Source organism: Stenotrophomonas sp. YJH_SMC_80, assembly GCF_059372495.1.
On the sequence record NZ_JCAFVP010000003.1, the window covers coordinates 49,447 to 65,253 of the forward strand.

Below are 15,807 nucleotides of genomic sequence, written 5' to 3' on the forward strand. Positions count from 1 at the left end.
ACCCGAACGCCGGCCCCACGCCGGCGTTCTTCGTAGCAGGAAAAAGGGGACGGAGGGAATTAAGTCGCAATCCCCTAAACCGGCCGTTTACGACTTAATCCCCTCCGCCCCCTTTTTTGCGAGGAGGCGCCAGGTGGCGAGGCTGCCGTAGAGCAGCAGCAGGACGGTGAGGGTGATCAGTTCGTGGCTGACGTCGGCCAGGCTGGCGTCCATCTGGTTCAGCCGCACCATCAGGTTGATGCCGGAGGTGGTAGGCAGCAGCTGCGCCAGCCAGACCAGCGGTTGCGGCGTCATCACTGCCGGCCACGACAGGTTGGCCAGGAAGAACAGCGGGATCGAGGTGGCGATGATGTACTGGAAGGCGCGTTCGCGGGTGCGGAAGAAGCTGCCGACGAACAGGCCGAAAACCACGGTAGCGGCGATGAACAGGGTGCCGCCCAGCAGCTGGCCCAGTGGGTTTCCGCCGCGCGGATAGTCCTGCACCCAGGCGGTGAACCCGGCGTACCAGAACAGGCCGAACAGGCCGATCAGGCCGAAGCCCATCGCCATGCCGGCCAGGGTCGGCAGGTCGAAGCGCAGGCGCCGGCCGAGTGCCAGACGACGACCACCGAGCAGCACGCCGATGCCCATCAGCAGGGTCTGGTGCACGATCAGCTCGGCCACGCCGGGCACGATGGCGCTGCCATAGCCTTCCTGGGTGTTGTACAGCGGGCGCTGCACCAGGGTGACCGGCGGCGCCTGTGGCGCGCCCATGAAGGCGGCCTGGTCGACCACGGCGTCACGCCCGAACGCGCCCAGTGCGTCGGCCACGCTGCCCAGCACCCAGCTGGCACGGCCCAGGTAGGCGCCGTTGCCGAGCAGCACCAGCTTGGCCGGGTGGCCGCGCAGGATGTCGCGCTCCAGGTTGGCCGGGATCAGCACGATGCCTTCGGCGTGGCCGGCTTCCAGTTGCTGGCGCGCACTGTCGATGTCCGCCGGTTGCCCGACCACGCGTGCAACGCGGAGTGCATCGAGCTTGCGCAGCAGCTCGCGGCTGGTCGCGCTGTGGTCCTGGTCCACTACCAGCACCGGCAGGTTGCCGGCCACCTGGTGACGGTACGCGGCCGGGTAGAAGAAGGAATACAGGATCACCGCGCCGACCATCACCACGATCGCGTAGCGGTCGCAGAGCACCGCCATCAGGGTCTGCCGCAGGCTGCGCCAGAGTGCGCTCATGCGTCGGCTCCCGCAGGCTGTGCGGCTTCCGGCGTGCGCGCAAAGGCGATCAGGCGCAGGCCGCCAATGCCTCCTGCCACCACCGCCATCAGCAGCAATGTGGCCAACGGCCACACCGAAACCTGCAGCGGCGAACCGATGAACTGCTGCTGGGTCTGCAGCTTGATGTAGGCGCTGAGTGGCAGCAGCTGATGCCAGATGCGGGTGAACAGGGGGCCATCCAGCACCGGGAAGGTAGCGCTGGAGAACGCCAGTGCGGTGCCGATGCTGAGGCCGACCGCGGACAGCGCGGTACCCATGTCGCGGGTGACGCCGACGAAGAACAATGCGTAGGCGGCCGTGGCCAGGTAGAACAGTGGCTGTGCGAGCAGCAGCAGGAGCACGCTGCCGGCCACACCATCGCCGCGCAGCCAGGCCAGGTAACCGATGCCGAGCGCGCCATACAGCGAAAACAGCAGGATGTACGGCGTGACCTTGCCCGCAATCGCCGACCACGGCGTTCGACCCAGCCAGGCGGGCAGGGTGCCGTCGCGGATCTCGCGGCCGAGGCTGCCGGCCACCGCAAGTGCCAGTACCAGCGACAGCACGGCTGGGAAGATCAGCGGCAGCAGGAACAACTCGTAGCTACGCGCAGGGTTGTACAGGATGTCCGACTGCACCGCGATCGGTGCCGCACGCAGCTTTCCGGGGCCGACCTGCAGGCCGATGCGTTCGCGCAGCAGGCGTGCGTTCCAGGCCGAGACTGCGTCGCCGATATCGCGTGACGCAGATTGGCCGGTGGTCATATAGGTGGCGTTGTAATAGGCGAACACCGTGCCCTGGCGTCCACGCAGCGCCTGCCGGGTGACATCGCGCGGCACCAGTACGATGGCAAACACATCCAGCCTGCGCAGCTGCGAACGCGCGTCCTCCAGGTCCGCCGGCTGGCTGGCGATGCGTACGCCGGGGCTGGCATCGAGCATGCGCAGCAGCAGGCGGCTGTCACTGCTGTGGTCGAGGTCGACCACGGCAATGGGGATGTCGCGCATCACCGACGGCGAGAACATCCACGCCATCACCGCCAGCATCAGCAGGGGCAGCACGGTGACCAGCAGCAGGTCGGCACGGTTGCCGCGCAGCGACTGCAGCTCGCGCCGCCACGAAGCGGCGAAGCAGTTGCGGTCCGGGCTCAGTGCTGGGGCCATGCGAACAGCACGCTCATGCCGGGGCGGAAGCCCTCGATGCGGCGTACCGGGCGCACCCGCACCTCGAAACTGCGGACGTCGTAGCCGGACGACTGGCGGGTGGTACGCCAGGTCGCATAGTCGCCGGCAGGGTTGATGAAGTAGACCTCGAACTCGCCGTCCAGGCCGAGTGCCGGCACGTTGCCCTGCAGCTTGCTGCCGACCTTCAGGCCCTGCATCTGTGATTCGCGCAGGTTCATCGCCACCCACATGCGATCGATGTCGACCAGGGTGAACACCGGGTAGCCGGCCGGCACCAGCTCGCCCGGGTCGGCCATGCGCTTGTTGATTTCGCCCGCCACCGGCGCGCGTCCTTCGACTTCGGCACGGGCGGCGTTGACTTCGGCCACCGCGCCCTGCGCCTGCTGCACCTGGCCCTGCGCGGCACGCTTGTCCTGCTCGCGTGCGCCGGCCAACGCCATGTCGTACTGCGCGCGCGCGGCACGGGCCAGTTCGCGCGAACTGGTGGCCTGGGCATGCGCTTCATCGCGCTTCTGCCGGGTCATCACCCCTTCGTTGAACAGGTTCTGCACGCGCTGGTAGGTGGCTTCGGCCAGCGTTGCACCGGCTTCGGCGCGCTTCCAGTTCGCTTCGGCGGCGCGGATGTCTTCGCTGCGCGCGCCTTCGTCGGCCTTGTCGGCCACCGCCTGTGCGGCGGCCAACGCGCCGTGGGCCTGCTGTTCCTTGGCGGCCACTTCGGGGCTGTCGAGCAGGAACAGCACCTGCCCGGGCTGCACGCGGTCGCCCTCGCGCACCTTCAACTCCGCCACGCGGGCGGTGATCTTGGCGGCCACGTTGATGGTGTCCGCGTCGGCCATGCCCTGGATCTGGTCGGCCGGGCTGCGCCAGGCCAGCCACAGGCCGAGCACCACCGCGACCAGCAGCGCCACTACCAGGATCGGGCCCAGGCGGCGCTTGGCCGGGGGTGTTGTCGCATCGTCGTGCAGCACATCACTCATGGTCGATCACCTCGTCCGCACGGCGCCGGAATTCTTCAAAACGGTCCATCTGTCCACTGACCTCCAGCAACTGCGCCAGCGCAATATCGTATTGGTAGGCGGCCTGTGCGCGCTCTACACGGGCACCGCCGAGGCCGAGCCGCGCGTCGATCACATCCAGCGAGGTGGCCTGGCCCTCGCGGAACGCCAGCTCCTGCAGGCGCAGGTTTTCCTGTGCCTGGGTGATGCTGCTGTCGAGCAGCACGTACTGCTGGCGCGCGGTCTCCAGTTCGTTCCATGCCTTGCGCACGCCCAGCGCGACCTGGTTCTCGGCCTCGCGCAGGCCCGCTTCGGCCTGGTCCAGCTGCGCGCGCGCGGCGCTGATCTGTGCCGGCCGCGAGTTCGGCGACAGGAAGGTGTACTTCAGGCCGATACCGAACGCCCAGTCCGGATCGGTCAGCATTTCGTCGCGGCGGCGGAAGTCGTACTGGCCGAAGGCAAAGATCTGCGGTTTCAGCTTGGCCTGCTGCACGCGCACGCCCTGTTCGGCCTGCGCCACCATGGCCCGCAGGCGTGCGATCTGCGGCTGGCGCGCCTGCGCAGTACGCTCGAAGCTGGCCACCGGTTCCAGCGGCACGCGCTGCACGAACAGCGGCGAAACCGGCTGCACCTCGCCACCACTGCGCAGCAGCGTGGCCAGTGCGGCCTTCAGCGTGGCCAGGTCGTTCACTGTCTTCTGGTATTCGCGCTCGGCCTTGTCGCGGGCCACGGTGGCCTGCAGGCGCTGGGCGCGGGTGGCGAAACCCTCGCGTTCCAGCTTCTCTGCATCGGACAGGTGGCGGTTGAGGCCATCGCGCACGTCACGGCGCACGTCCACCGCCTGCTCGGCCAGGCGCTGCCCGAAGTAGGCCTGGGCCAGCTGCACGGTCAGCGATTGACGTTGTGCTTCGCGCTCGGCGCTGGCCTGTTCGTGGGCGGCACTGGCCGCACGCTGCGCGGCCGGAATCACGCCGCCGGTGTACAGCGGCAGCACCGCAGTGACCACTGGACGGGTGCGCCAGTCGCGCTCGGTGAACGACAGCGGCGAATCGATGCCGAAGGCTTCAGCCACCGGCGCCAGTGAGCCCAGCGGCAGAGTGAGCGTCTTCTGGAACTGCAGGCGGCGCACTTCGCCGGTGATCTCCGGCAGGCGCAGCAGCCGGGTGGCGTCCTGCAGGTCCTGCTTGTTGCGAACGGCTGCATCGGCAGCGGCCAGCGCATCGGAGACCTGCTCCAGGCGTTGCCGCGCCTGTTCCCAGTCCAGTGCGGGTGCATCGGCACTGCTCTGCGCTGCCGCCGCAAGCGGCAGGCAGGCTGCCAGGGTCAACGCGACTTTCGCGCGGTGCATCCTTGTACGTCGGCCGATCACGCCCATGCCGTCCCAGTGGTAAAGAAGTGCGCAAACGGTAGTGCGCATCGTGTGAAGCCCGGGTCTGCGGTCATCGGTCTTTCCTCAACGAAGGGTGCCGCTGGCCGCAGTACGCAGCGCCTGGGTGATGTGCTGCAGCGTGCTTGAGCGCACGGCGGCATGCTGCCAGTACAACGGCACATCGAGCCAGCGGCGGGGTTCCAGTACCACCACGCGGCCGGCGCGCACAGCGGGCGCGGCCAGGGTTTCCGGGGCCAGGCCCCAGCCGAGTCCGCACGCGGCGGCTTCGACGAAACCGGTGGAGGAGGGCAGGTAGTGTAGCGACGGCTGCAGCCGCGCGCGGGTCAGACGACGCACGAAGCGCCACTGCAGTTCATCTTTGCGGTTGAACACCAGCATCGGCGCGCGTGCCAGCGCCGTGGCGTCCATGCCATCGCTGAAGTACTGGCGGGCGAAGCCGGGCGAAGCAATCGCTTGGTAGCGCATGGCGCCGAGCGGATGCACGTTGCAGCCCTTCACCGGCTGGCTTTCGGCGGTGACCGCACCCAGCACGCTGCCGTCGCGCAGCAACCGCAGGGTGTGGTCCTGGTCGTCCATGCGCAGGTCGAACAGGTAGCCATGGCGCTGGTGCAGGTCGGCGATGGCCGGCACGAACCACGTATCGAGCGAATCATCATTGACCGCCAGCGGGATCGGGGTGCGCGCAGCGTCGCTGCTGCCACGCTCGGGTAGCAGCTCGGCCAATGCCTCGGCCTCCAGCGCCTGCATCGGTCGCACCCGGCGCAGCAGCGCCTCACCGGCGGCGGTGGGGCGGCACGGCGCCTGGCGCACCACCGGCACCTGCCCGAGCCGGTCTTCCAGAGCCTTGATCCGCTGCGACAGTGCTGATGGGCTGATCGACAGGCGGCGTGCCGCAGCCTCGAAGCTGCCTTCCTCCAGCACCGCGGCAAACGCGGCCAGTTGCGGGTGTACCAGGTCCATGCCGGTGCCTCTTCAGTTTTCCTGCACAGGATAAAGAAAAATCAGTTTGTCTAAACAAGGCTGTTGGCCGCACCCTGCGCGTCCCCTCGCTGCCTGGCCTGTCCCGATGTGGATTGCCGCTACCGTCGCCGGCCTCTTCGCGGGCGCCGGCCTGATCATCGCCATCGGCGCACAGAATGCCTTCGTGCTGCGCCAGGGCCTGCAACAACGTCATGTGGGCAGGGTGGTGCTGGCCTGCGCCGGCGCGGATATCGCGTTGATCCTGGCCGGCGTGGGCGGCATGGGCGCGCTGGTGCTGCAGTGGCCGTTGCTGCTGCAGGTGCTGCGCATCGGTGGTGCGGTCTTCCTGCTCTGGTATGGCCTGCAGGCCGGGATGCGTGCGTGGCGCGGTGGCAGTGCACTGGCGGCGGGTGACTTGGACGGTGGCGATCGACGGCAGGTGCTGCTGACCTGTCTGGCCTTCACTCTGCTCAATCCGCACGTTTACCTGGATACGGTGGTGCTGCTGGGCAGCCTGTCCACGCGCTACCCGGGGGATCTGCGCTGGGCGTTTGCCGCCGGCGCCTGCGCAGCCAGCGTGATCTGGTTCTGCACGCTGGGCTATGGCGCGCGCCTGTTGCAGCCGGTGTTCCGCAGGCCGTCTGCGTGGCGGGTGCTGGATGCTGGCGTGGCGATGTTCATGTTCTGCCTTGCGACGTTGTTGCTGTTGCGTCCTTTATCGCCATGAGTGCGCGGTCGGGTACCGCGCGCTTGAGTCGTACTTCGTGCATACATCGATCACAGCGGGAGCTCCCATTGCAGGCGAAGGCTGGGTACGGAACGTCGGGTGTTGCGAAGTACCTGCGACCCGCCTTCGTCGAAACGCCACTGGCCGGTCTCGATGTCCTGCGCCAACAGGTTCGAGGCGGTCAAGCGCAGCTTGCCGTGCCGCTCGGTCGCGTACTGTGCCCAGGCTTCCAGTTCGCGTCGATAGGACGTGATGTCCAGCTCGCTCAGGCTGTAGCGTATTCTGCCTCCGCTGCGATGGGTGTAGGCCAGGCCGCTGCTCCAGCGCGATGAGATGCGGTAATCGAGCGACGCATTGGCGGTGAATGGCACCTGGTCTTCAATCCGATTGTCAGGCCCGGGAAGATCCCTGACCCGGGAGTGGTTCCAGGTGGCGTTGCCGCGCAGCTCGATATCCGGCCCTCTGCGGTACAGGCGTGCCAGCGGCATCCTGCCATCCATCTCGATTCCCCAGGCCATGGCGCGGGTACCGTTGACCGGCGTCGATACCCAGCGCCCGTCACGTAGCACCGTTTCATTGCGGATCGGTGCATCGATGCGACGCAGGTAGCCGCCGATGCTTCCTTGAGTACCTTCACCGCCGTGCATTTCCCAAGCCGCATCCAGACCCCACGCCAGTTCCGGACGCAGCGATGGATTCCCGATCTCGTCGGGGTTCAGTGGACGGTTGTTGGTAGAGGTGTACGGACGCGGGACCAGCGAGCGCAGCGCTGGTGCGCGGAAGCTGCGGCTCAATGAGACCCGTAGCTGGTCCTTGCCCTTTGCACGCTTCCACAGGCCCTGCAGGACCGGCGTGAACACGCTGGCACGGTGACGCGTGGTGGCGAAATTCCGACCTTCGCTGCGGGTCTGCAGTTGTTCCCAGCGACCGCCGACGTAGAAGGCACTGCGCGCGCCCCAAGGAAACTCATCCTGCGCGTACAGCGCCACGCGATTCAGCCGCGCATCGAAGGAGAGGTCGCTGACCGTCGATGGTTCGCTGGGGGAAGAATGCAATTGCTGCACTCGGGATTCACGCCGCGAGTCCATGCTGCTTTCGGCACCGACCTGCAGTGTATGGCGGCCCCACGCCGGCAGGGTCCACTTCACGCGGGTGGTGCCACCCAGCACGTGCAGCTTCGCATCGGTGCGATCGAAAAGATTATCCTGCTGTGCCTCATCCTGTCCTTGTTCGCGAAAGCGGTAGTCCTCCCGGTTTCCGTCCATTGCCAGGCGCAGGTTCAGGCTGCCTCCATCCGACAGTTTTTTCTCCCACTCTGCACTGACCTGGCCCTGGTCAAGGCGCAGGTGCGTGCGTTGCCGGTAATGGGGAGTGCGTAGTGCCGGGCCCAGCAGCGTGTCCCAATCAATGGTCATGTCGCGACGGAAGTCGGACGCGTCCACCAGGGCCTGCAGCGAAAGGGTGATGTCATCGCTGGTTCTGAACGTCAGTGAGGGCGAGAGCGAAACGCTGTTGCGTTGGCCGGTGGCACGCAGGCGCGATTGTCGATGCAGCAACGGCGTACCAACACCATCCCAGGCGTCCTCTCTACTGCGTTCCTCCGCCAGGAATGCGCGGGCGGTTGCCGTGGCGGTCAGTGAAACATCACGGTCGAGATTGGAACGGGCCTGCCGCCAGCTCGCTGACGGGGTCATGCGCCCTTGGGTATCCGTCCATGAAACCGTCAGCCGTTGACTGTCTTTTGCAACCGGTGCACGGGTGACGATGTTGAGTGTGCCGGCGATGGCACCCATGCCCTGATCAGCGGAGGGCGCGCGCAGGATTTCGATGCGCTCGATCAGATCGGTGGCCAGTGAGTCCAGGCTGAAAGCGGCGGGTGTGCGCTGGCCGTTCAACAGGATCTGTGTGTAGCCCGCGCCCAGGCCGCGTAGTGACACGGTGCCTGGACGGCCCGGTGCGCCGTTCGAAACGCTGACACCGGGCAAGCGCTTGAGTGCCTCCAGCAGGTCGGTATCGCCATGCCGTTGCAGCGCCTCGCGGTCCACCACGATGCGGCTCGCAGTGTCGTCACGGCGAGCGTCGTAGCGCTCGAACTGGACGTGCACTGCATCCAGATCGGTCGTGTTCGAAGGGGAGGGTGTCGTTGGTGGAAGGGCCATGGCATTCGCTGGTCCCATCAGGCAGCCAATGGTGAGCCACACGCCCGCGTGTGGCCGCAGTGTTGTCGGGGAGGGCGAAGATCGACGCATGGTCGTGCGGTTCCTTTGTCACGGCGGGACAGCGGGCCGCAGCAGGTCCTCCCGCGGCCGGGTATCGAAACGATGCATGGAGGGCGGCGGCAGGGCGCCGGTCAGTGCATTACTGCAACCAGTGCTGCGGGTCCACTCGTGTTCCGTTGCGCAGCAGTTCCATGTGCAGGTGTGGGCCGGTAGTGCGCCCGGTGTTGCCGCTGCGGGCGATGGGATCGCCCCTGCGCACCTGCTGGCCTGGCTGTACCGCGAAGTCCTGCAGGTGTGCAAACAGCGACTGCCAGCCACCGCCGTGATCGATCACGACAACCGTGCCGTAGTTCGCACCATCGGGATAGGCGTGCGTGGCAGCGATCACGGTGCCGTCGGCGGGGGCGAGCACGGCGGTGCCACGGCGCGCGGCGAAGTCGGTGCCGTGGTGGGCGCTCTGGCGGAAGTCGGCGACGTGCCCGAACACGCTGGTGACCCGCGCATTGGACAGTGGCATGAAGAATGACGGAGGTGGCAGCGTGGCTTCCACCAGTGTTACCGATGCGATGGGGAGTGGCAGCGTCACGGGCGTCGGTCCTGCCACCACGGTCGCCTGTACGGTGGCCACGCCGACTGTGCAGGCAGAGCCCAGTGCGAGCAGCAGCAGGACGCTGGTGAGGCCTGGGCGGCGACCGTTGTCACCCTTCAGCATGTGCTGCAGGCGCACCTGGTGGCCGCCGAGATCGCGATGGGTGAGGGCGCTGGTCGGCTGCACGGCCGTCGCGTAGCGAAGGGTCTGGACATAGGCGTGGGCCAACAGACGGCCGTCGTTGGCGGCGCCACCCTCGGCCAGTGCTCGCGCATCGCATTGCAGTTCGGCGGCCAGTTGCATGCGCGCGGCAATGCGTCGAACGAAGGGATTGAACCAGTACAGCGCACCAACAAACCGCATCAGCGCAGCGCGCTGGGGGTCGCGGCGCTGCAGGTGGGCCGCCTCGTGGCCGATGACCAGGCGAAGCGTACGATCAGGCAGGGCCAGGCATGCCGTGGGCAGGATGATCTGCGGCTGCGGCCTGCACAGGGCGAACGGCGTGCCGCTGCCTTCTACAATGCGCAACGCGACGCCTTCCTGCTGAAGCCCCTGCACAGCGTGGTGCGATTGCGGGCCAGGCAACTGCGCAGTCTGCAGCGGGTGGCTGCGGCGTAGCAGGGCCCGCAGCCTGCCGCTGGCCAATGCCCAACGAACGAGGGTCAGCATGACCCCCGCGATATAGACGGTCAGCAGCAGTGGCGTCAGCCAAGCCATCAATGGCTCGGTCGCCGCGAGTGCAGGCAGTTGTTGCACTGGCCGCAGTACGGCGGTGCCGCTGTCCAGCGCAACGGGCAATGCGCTGGCCAGCTTCTGCAACGGTGCCGCCTGCACCGGCAGCAACAGCGCAAGCAAGGGGGGCAGCACGGCACACAACCACGCCCCCAGCCAAAAGCGTGTCGACGCATGTGAAAGCCTGAGCAGCCGCTGCAGCGATTGCGCGCCGTACCAGGCCAGGCCAGCCCCCAGCAGGCTCGCAGCGAGGCTGATCATCCACGGCGCGGTTGATGACAGGCTCATGGCTGGTCCTCGTCATCCTGGAGCAGCAGCGCCTGCAGTTGCTCGATTTCCTTGTCGCTCAGCAGGCGGCTTTCGGCGAATGCCTGGGTCGGCAGCGGCCCGTCGATCTCCAGTACGCGACGAGCGAAGTCGGCACTGAGTGCGGCCAGGGTGGCCACCTTGCCGACCTTGGCACTGTAGACATTCAGACCGTGCTGGCTGCCCTCTTTCACCAGGCCCTTGTCGACCATCCGTTCCAGCGTCTTGCGCGTGGACGAGTACGACCAGTCCAGTGCGGCAGCTGCCGCGTTGTGCAATTCACGCGCGCTGCAGGCGCCGTCGCGCCACAGGCACTTCAACAACTCCAGTTCGGCGTTCGAAGGTGTTGGGACGCGGGGCATGGTCAGACCTGTGCGTGCGATTGATGTCGTGAGTGTGCGACAGATGTCGCACGCCATGCAAGAGGCACATCAAGGCGCGGAGGTGCTGAGGTCAGCCGGTCGCCATCCGGTCGATGGCGCACAACGGTGTCTCGCCGGGGCGCAGGGTCAGCACGCGCACGCCGCTGCCGGTGACCGCCACGGTGTGTTCGAACTGCGCCGACAGCTTGCCGTCGCGGGTGTAGACCGGCCATTCGTCCGGCTGCTGGCGGATGGCCGGCTTGCCCTGGTTGAGCATCGGCTCGATGGTGAACACCATCCCTTCTTCCAGCACCATGCCGGTGTTGGGATGCCCGTAGTGCAGGATCTGCGGTTCCTCATGCATCTCCTGGCCGATGCCGTGGCCGCAGTACTCCTTCACCACGCTGTAGCCGTGGCTGCGTGCGTGGCGGGCGATGGCGTGGCCGATATCGCCCAGGCGTGCGCCGGGGCGCACCGCGGCGATGCCTTTCCACATCGCCTGGTAGGCGGTCTGCACCAGCCGGCGCGCGGCGTAGTCGACCTCACCGACCAGGTAGGTGGTGCTGGAGTCGGCGATGTAGCCGTTCTTTTCCAGGGTGATGTCGAGGTTGACGATCTGGCCGTTGCGCAGCACGTCGGTGGTGCTGGGCACGCCGTGGCAGATGACGTTGTCGATCGAGGTATTGAGCACATACGGGAAGCCGTACTGGCCCTTGCTGGCCGGCCGTGCCTGCAGCTCATCGACGATCATGCGCTCGACGAATTCGTTGATCTCCATCGTGCTGCGGCCCTGCAGCGGCAGCTGGTCGAGCGCGGCGAACACCTGCGCCAGCAGGCGCCCGGATTCGGCCATCAACGCGATTTCGTCGGGGCGCTTGATGATGCCCATCGGCTCAGACCTGGCCCGGGGGCAGCAGCGGCGGCTGCACGCCGGCCGCGCGCAGCTCGCTGGCGACGATGTCCTGGAAGCTCAGCGTCGGGTTCAGCTCGCAGAGCATGCCGACCCGGATCCAGAAGTTGGCCTGGGCGTTGATCGAGCGGCTGGAGACGGTACAGGCACGGCGCAGCTGGTCGTGCAGGGTGTCATCGATGTTGACGATGCCCATGGATGGCCTCGAAGTATGAATATACGAAGCGTATATGTTTCGTATATCCATCTCAAGCCAACGTCATTCAGTCGGTGTGGGTGGCGAAGCGCAGCCGGTTGCCATCGGGGTCGCGCAGCAGCACTTCGCGGGTGCCCCATTCGGTGTCATGCGGGGGCTGCTCGATCGGCACGTTGGCGGCACTGAAGGCGCGGTGTAGGTTGTCGACGTCGTCGACGATGAAGTACACCGCGCCGCCGACCTCGCAGTCGCCGCTGTGTTCGGTGAGGAAGATCGTCTGGCCGTCGCGGGTGAGCTGGGCGAACAGTGGGAAGCCGGGTTCGAAGCGGTGTTCCCAGTCGACCACGAAACCCAGCCCCTGCACGTAGAACGGCAGGGTGGTGTCGGCGTGGCGCATGCGCAGTTGCGGGATGACGGTCTGGGGCATGGCGAGGGCTCCGGGACGGGAGTCCAGTGTAGTGCCGGCCGCTGGCCGGCATTGGTCTGGTAGATGCCAACCTTGGTTGGCATTGCCGGCCAGCGGCCGGCACTACCGAAGCCATGCCGGCCAGCGGCCGGCATTACCGGCGCGGTCAGCAGGCCGTCGGTACGGCGGCGATTGCCGCCAGCAGTTCGCGATTCACCTGCTGGTGACGCGCCTGCCAGGCAGGAAGATCTTCGGCGCTGATGTCTGGTTGGCCATCCAGCGATGACAGCCAGCGCTTGAAGCGGCTCTGGTAGTTGGCCAGCGACACTTCCCCGGTGATGTCACTGCCGACCAGGCCGCCGGCACGCAGCGCCTCGATCACCACCAGTGCGTCTTCCAGCTGGAATCGGCCCTGGTCCCAGTTGCTGCGCGCGACGTCCTTGGCGAACACGTCCTTGTCGATCGACAGGTAGGTCGGCTGCGGCGACTTGGCCTGTTCGGCAGCGAACGCGGCCACCAGCGCTTCGGGGTGCTCGAAGCGGCGGAACGCGTGGCCCATGCCGAGGCGATGGCCCCAGCTGACATCCACGTCCATGCACCAGTACGTCAAGCGACCGCCCAGCAGCGGGCGCCAGTGGTTCTCCCAGGCATGGCCGAGGCCGATGTCGCTGGAGGTAATGCCGAGCACATGGATGTGCGAGATCTGCGGCAGCTTGCTGGCGGCATTCACCCATGAGCCACAATGCATGCCGAACGGAAAACGCATGTTGTCCGGATGGTTGTCCAGCACTACCAACTGGAACGGCACCTGTGTGCGCATGCGGCGCAACAGCGGCAGGCTGAGGTGATGGAAGTCGCCACTGCCCAGCATCACGGTGCCGAGCTGCGCGGGCAGCGGCGCCAGCACTTCGGCGGCGAAACGGTGCAGGGTGGCATTGCTGCAGGCGAAGCGCAGCGGGTCGTGCCACTGCGGCAGGGCCAGGGTCTGCGCCTGGGGCAGCGGCAGCACGCCACCGTCCAGGTCGAGGATCAACGGAGAACGCAACGGCATCGTTCAACCGCCTCCATCAGGTTCGCCCTGCAGATGCGGCGCCAGCTTGCGCAGGGCAGCGCGCAGCAGCGGGGAACGGGCGTGGATCGCGTGCCGGGTGGAGGTGAAGCGGGCGCCCAGTTCGGCCTTGATCCGCGAGTCGGTCCAGCCGGCCACGTAGTGGCTCAGGCCGTGCTGCAGGGCATACTCGAGGTTGTGCATCCAGCTCACCGCGTACAGGTTGTGCTCGCGTGACTGCGGGTAGGCCAGGCCGATGTACTTGTCCACCAGCTTTCCGGCATGCACGTAGCACAGGTTCCAGCCGATCAGCTGACCTTGGTGGCGGTACAGGAACATTCGTCCCTGGCCCTGGCTGTCGGCCAGCAGGTACTGGAAATAGGTCAGGTCGAGCTGGTCGAAATGCACCGCGCTCTGCGCATACACGCCCAGGTACAGCGCATACAACTCGGCCTGCAGCCGTGGGTCGGCCAAGGCGGGATCACCGGTGGCGATGCAGTCGACCTGCAGGTCATCACGCGAACGGAGCTTGCGCCGGATGTTCTTGCGGCGCGAGGGCGACAGGCGGCCGAGGTAGCCATCGAGCGAATCGAAATCGACCGCCACCCAGGCAAGCGGCATGCCTTCCAGTTCAACGAAGCCGCGCGCCAGCAAGGCCTGCAGGAACGCCGCGCTGTGCGCATTGGCCGCGTCGTCCAGCAGCGGTGAATCGATGGCCAGGTCCTTGACCACCAGCAGCCGGGTATCGCCGATCGCGTGACGCGTCACGTCCTCGGCCAGCGCCTCAGGCGCGATGTGTGCCGGCAACGGGGTGTACTCGGTGCTGGTGGCACCGACGAAACGGGTCTTCCAGGTGATCCATGGCCGCCACAGGCGCGACAGCGGCAGGCCGAGCAGCCTGCCGCGCAGTTCGTCGTCCATTGTAGTGGTCAGGTCCAGCGGCGCACGGAAGGTCGGCAGGCCGCTGGGAAGGCGGCCTGCCTCGAATCCGAGCGGCGGGTGGGCCAGGAAGCCCTCCAGCAGCGCGGCCGGTTCCAGCGCGGTGCTGGATGCGCGTGACGTCATTTCCATCGGCACGGGAACCGGCAGCCCATCCAACCTCAGCCCTTGGCCTTGGTCAGCGCCTGGTCGAGCAGGGTGATCGCCAGGTCGATCTCTTCGTAGCTGATGTCCAGCGACGGCGCGAAGGTGATCACGTTCTTGTACCAGCCACCCACGTCGAGCACGAGGCCCATGCGCTTGCCGTCGTGCAGGAGGTCACCGGCCAGGCCGATGTCGACCATGCGGTCCAACAGTTCCTTGTTCGGGGTGTAGCCGTCGGCCTGGCAGATTTCGGCGCGCAGGGCCAGGCCCAGGCCGTCGACGTCGCCGATTTCCGGGTGGCGCTTCTGCAGGCCACGCAGGCCGTCCAGGAAGTACGCGCCCTTTTCCGGCACGGTGCGCTCGTAGTCCATTTCCTTGCCCAGCTTCAACACTTCCAGGCCCAGGCGGGTGCCCAGCGGGTTGGAGTTGAAGGTGGAGTGGGTGGAACCCGGCGGGAACACGGTCGGGTTGATCAGCTCTTCGCGTGCCCACAGGCCGGACAGCGGGTTCAGGCCGTTGGTCAGCGCCTTGCCGAACACCAGCACGTCCGGGGTCACGCCGAAGTGCTCGATCGACCACAGCTTGCCGGTACGCCAGAAGCCCATCTGGATCTCATCGACCACCATCAGGATGCCGTACTTGTCCAGCACGCGCTTGAGGCCGGTGAAGAAGTTGCGCGGCGGAATGACGTAGCCACCGGTGCCCTGGATCGGCTCGACGTAGAACGCGGCGTACTCGGCCTGGCCGACCTTGGGGTCCCACACGCCGTTGTATTCGCTTTCGAACAGGCGCTCGAACTGCCACACGCAGTGGTCGGAATACTCGTCCGGGGTCATGCCCTTCGGGCGACGGAAGGGGTATGGGAACGGGATGAACATCGCGCGCTCGCCAAAGTGGCCGTAGCGGCGGCGGTAGCGGTAGCTGGAGGTGATCGACGAGGCACCCAGGGTGCGGCCGTGGTAGCCGCCTTCGAAGGCGAACATCAGGCTCTTGCCGCCGCGCGCGTTGCGCACGATCTTCAGCGAGTCTTCAATGGCCTGCGCGCCGCCGACATTGAAATGCACGCGACCGTCGAGGCCGAACTTCTCGTGCATGTCCACGGCAATGGTCTTGGCCAGCTGCACGCGGGTCGGATGCAGGTACTGGCTGGCGACCTGCGGCAGGGTGTCGATCTGGTCCTTCAGCGCGTCATTCAGGCGCTTGTTGCTGTAGCCGAAGTTGCAGGCCGAGTACCACATCTGCAGATCGAGGTAGGGCACGCCCGCACCGTCGAACATGTAGCTGCCTTCGCCGCGCTGGAAGATCTTCGGCGGGTCGACGTAGTGGACGGTATCGCCGAAGGAGCTGTAGCGGGCTTCGTCGGCCAGCAGCTGCGCGTCGGAGGCAGCGGCGTCGGCGTTCTTGTCAAAAATGTTCATGCAGTTCGGTTCCGTGAAGGACGTTCGAAAGGGGCGACGGGGGAGC

Annotated in this window: 15 protein-coding genes; 1 reads left to right on the forward strand and 14 read right to left on the reverse strand. The window is 66.8% G+C overall.

Features of this window, described 5'->3' with window-relative positions:
• Positions 1 to 87: 87 nt before the first annotated feature.
• The 5 genes from AC5P99_RS06005 to AC5P99_RS06025 all read right to left on the reverse strand — a co-directional run bounded on the left by AC5P99_RS06005 (position 88) and on the right by AC5P99_RS06025 (position 5,765).
• A complete protein-coding gene (locus AC5P99_RS06005; RefSeq protein ID WP_495212983.1) occupies positions 88 to 1,215 on the reverse strand; it encodes an ABC transporter permease in 1,128 nt (375 codons plus the stop codon).
• Entirely contained in the window at positions 1,212 to 2,399 is a 1,188-nt protein-coding gene (locus AC5P99_RS06010) for an ABC transporter permease (RefSeq protein WP_329769108.1), read from the reverse strand. The genes AC5P99_RS06005 and AC5P99_RS06010 overlap by 4 nt, the downstream gene beginning before the upstream one ends.
• On the reverse strand, positions 2,384 to 3,397 hold the full coding sequence (locus AC5P99_RS06015) for an HlyD family secretion protein (protein ID WP_005408651.1): 1,014 nt from the start codon (positions 3,395 to 3,397) through the stop codon (positions 2,384 to 2,386). Before AC5P99_RS06015 ends, AC5P99_RS06010 begins: the two co-directional genes overlap by 16 nt.
• The gene (locus AC5P99_RS06020; RefSeq protein ID WP_024958230.1) at positions 3,390 to 4,790 is read right to left on the reverse strand and encodes a TolC family protein; all 1,401 of its coding nucleotides are present in this window, start codon (positions 4,788 to 4,790) and stop codon (positions 3,390 to 3,392) included. The genes AC5P99_RS06015 and AC5P99_RS06020 overlap by 8 nt, the downstream gene beginning before the upstream one ends.
• Positions 4,791 to 4,868: 78 nt before the next feature.
• The gene (locus tag AC5P99_RS06025) at positions 4,869 to 5,765 is read right to left on the reverse strand and encodes a LysR family transcriptional regulator ArgP (RefSeq protein WP_495212984.1); all 897 of its coding nucleotides are present in this window, start codon (positions 5,763 to 5,765) and stop codon (positions 4,869 to 4,871) included.
• A 106-nt stretch (positions 5,766 to 5,871) separates the two neighbouring features.
• Between AC5P99_RS06025 and AC5P99_RS06030 the strand changes: the two genes are divergently transcribed.
• Positions 5,872 to 6,492, forward strand: coding sequence for a LysE/ArgO family amino acid transporter (locus AC5P99_RS06030; protein WP_123958341.1), 621 nt, complete (start codon positions 5,872 to 5,874; stop codon positions 6,490 to 6,492).
• Between the two features lie 50 nt (positions 6,493 to 6,542).
• Here AC5P99_RS06030 and AC5P99_RS06035 read toward each other — a convergent pair whose 3' ends face one another.
• From AC5P99_RS06035 to AC5P99_RS06075, 9 genes are all read right to left on the reverse strand, one after another.
• The gene (locus AC5P99_RS06035; protein WP_495212985.1) at positions 6,543 to 8,597 is read right to left on the reverse strand and encodes a TonB-dependent receptor plug domain-containing protein; all 2,055 of its coding nucleotides are present in this window, start codon (positions 8,595 to 8,597) and stop codon (positions 6,543 to 6,545) included.
• Between the two features lie 253 nt (positions 8,598 to 8,850).
• Positions 8,851 to 10,320 carry a M23/M56 family metallopeptidase gene (locus AC5P99_RS06040; RefSeq protein WP_149500870.1) on the reverse strand — a complete coding sequence of 490 codons (1,470 nt, stop codon included), beginning with the start codon at positions 10,318 to 10,320 and terminating at the stop codon, positions 8,851 to 8,853.
• The gene (locus tag AC5P99_RS06045) at positions 10,317 to 10,700 is read right to left on the reverse strand and encodes a BlaI/MecI/CopY family transcriptional regulator (RefSeq protein WP_005408657.1); all 384 of its coding nucleotides are present in this window, start codon (positions 10,698 to 10,700) and stop codon (positions 10,317 to 10,319) included. Before AC5P99_RS06045 ends, AC5P99_RS06040 begins: the two co-directional genes overlap by 4 nt.
• 91 nt (positions 10,701 to 10,791) lie before the next feature.
• The gene (gene map, locus AC5P99_RS06050; protein WP_171039729.1) at positions 10,792 to 11,583 is read right to left on the reverse strand and encodes a type I methionyl aminopeptidase; all 792 of its coding nucleotides are present in this window, start codon (positions 11,581 to 11,583) and stop codon (positions 10,792 to 10,794) included.
• A 10-nt stretch (positions 11,584 to 11,593) separates the two neighbouring features.
• Positions 11,594 to 11,806 (reverse strand): ParD-like family protein, encoded by a 213-nt coding sequence (locus AC5P99_RS06055; RefSeq protein WP_005412680.1) that lies wholly within the window; start codon positions 11,804 to 11,806, stop codon positions 11,594 to 11,596.
• A 67-nt stretch (positions 11,807 to 11,873) separates the two neighbouring features.
• A complete protein-coding gene (locus AC5P99_RS06060; protein WP_099605766.1) occupies positions 11,874 to 12,233 on the reverse strand; it encodes a bleomycin resistance protein in 360 nt (119 codons plus the stop codon).
• 145 nt (positions 12,234 to 12,378) lie between these two features.
• A complete protein-coding gene (locus tag AC5P99_RS06065; protein ID WP_262091416.1) occupies positions 12,379 to 13,263 on the reverse strand; it encodes an arginase family protein in 885 nt (294 codons plus the stop codon).
• Positions 13,264 to 13,266: 3 nt separating this feature from the next.
• On the reverse strand, positions 13,267 to 14,331 hold the full coding sequence (locus AC5P99_RS06070; protein WP_495212986.1) for a GNAT family N-acetyltransferase: 1,065 nt from the start codon (positions 14,329 to 14,331) through the stop codon (positions 13,267 to 13,269).
• 29 nt (positions 14,332 to 14,360) lie between these two features.
• The gene (locus AC5P99_RS06075) at positions 14,361 to 15,761 is read right to left on the reverse strand and encodes an aspartate aminotransferase family protein (protein ID WP_005408663.1); all 1,401 of its coding nucleotides are present in this window, start codon (positions 15,759 to 15,761) and stop codon (positions 14,361 to 14,363) included.
• Positions 15,762 to 15,807 lie beyond the last annotated feature (46 nt).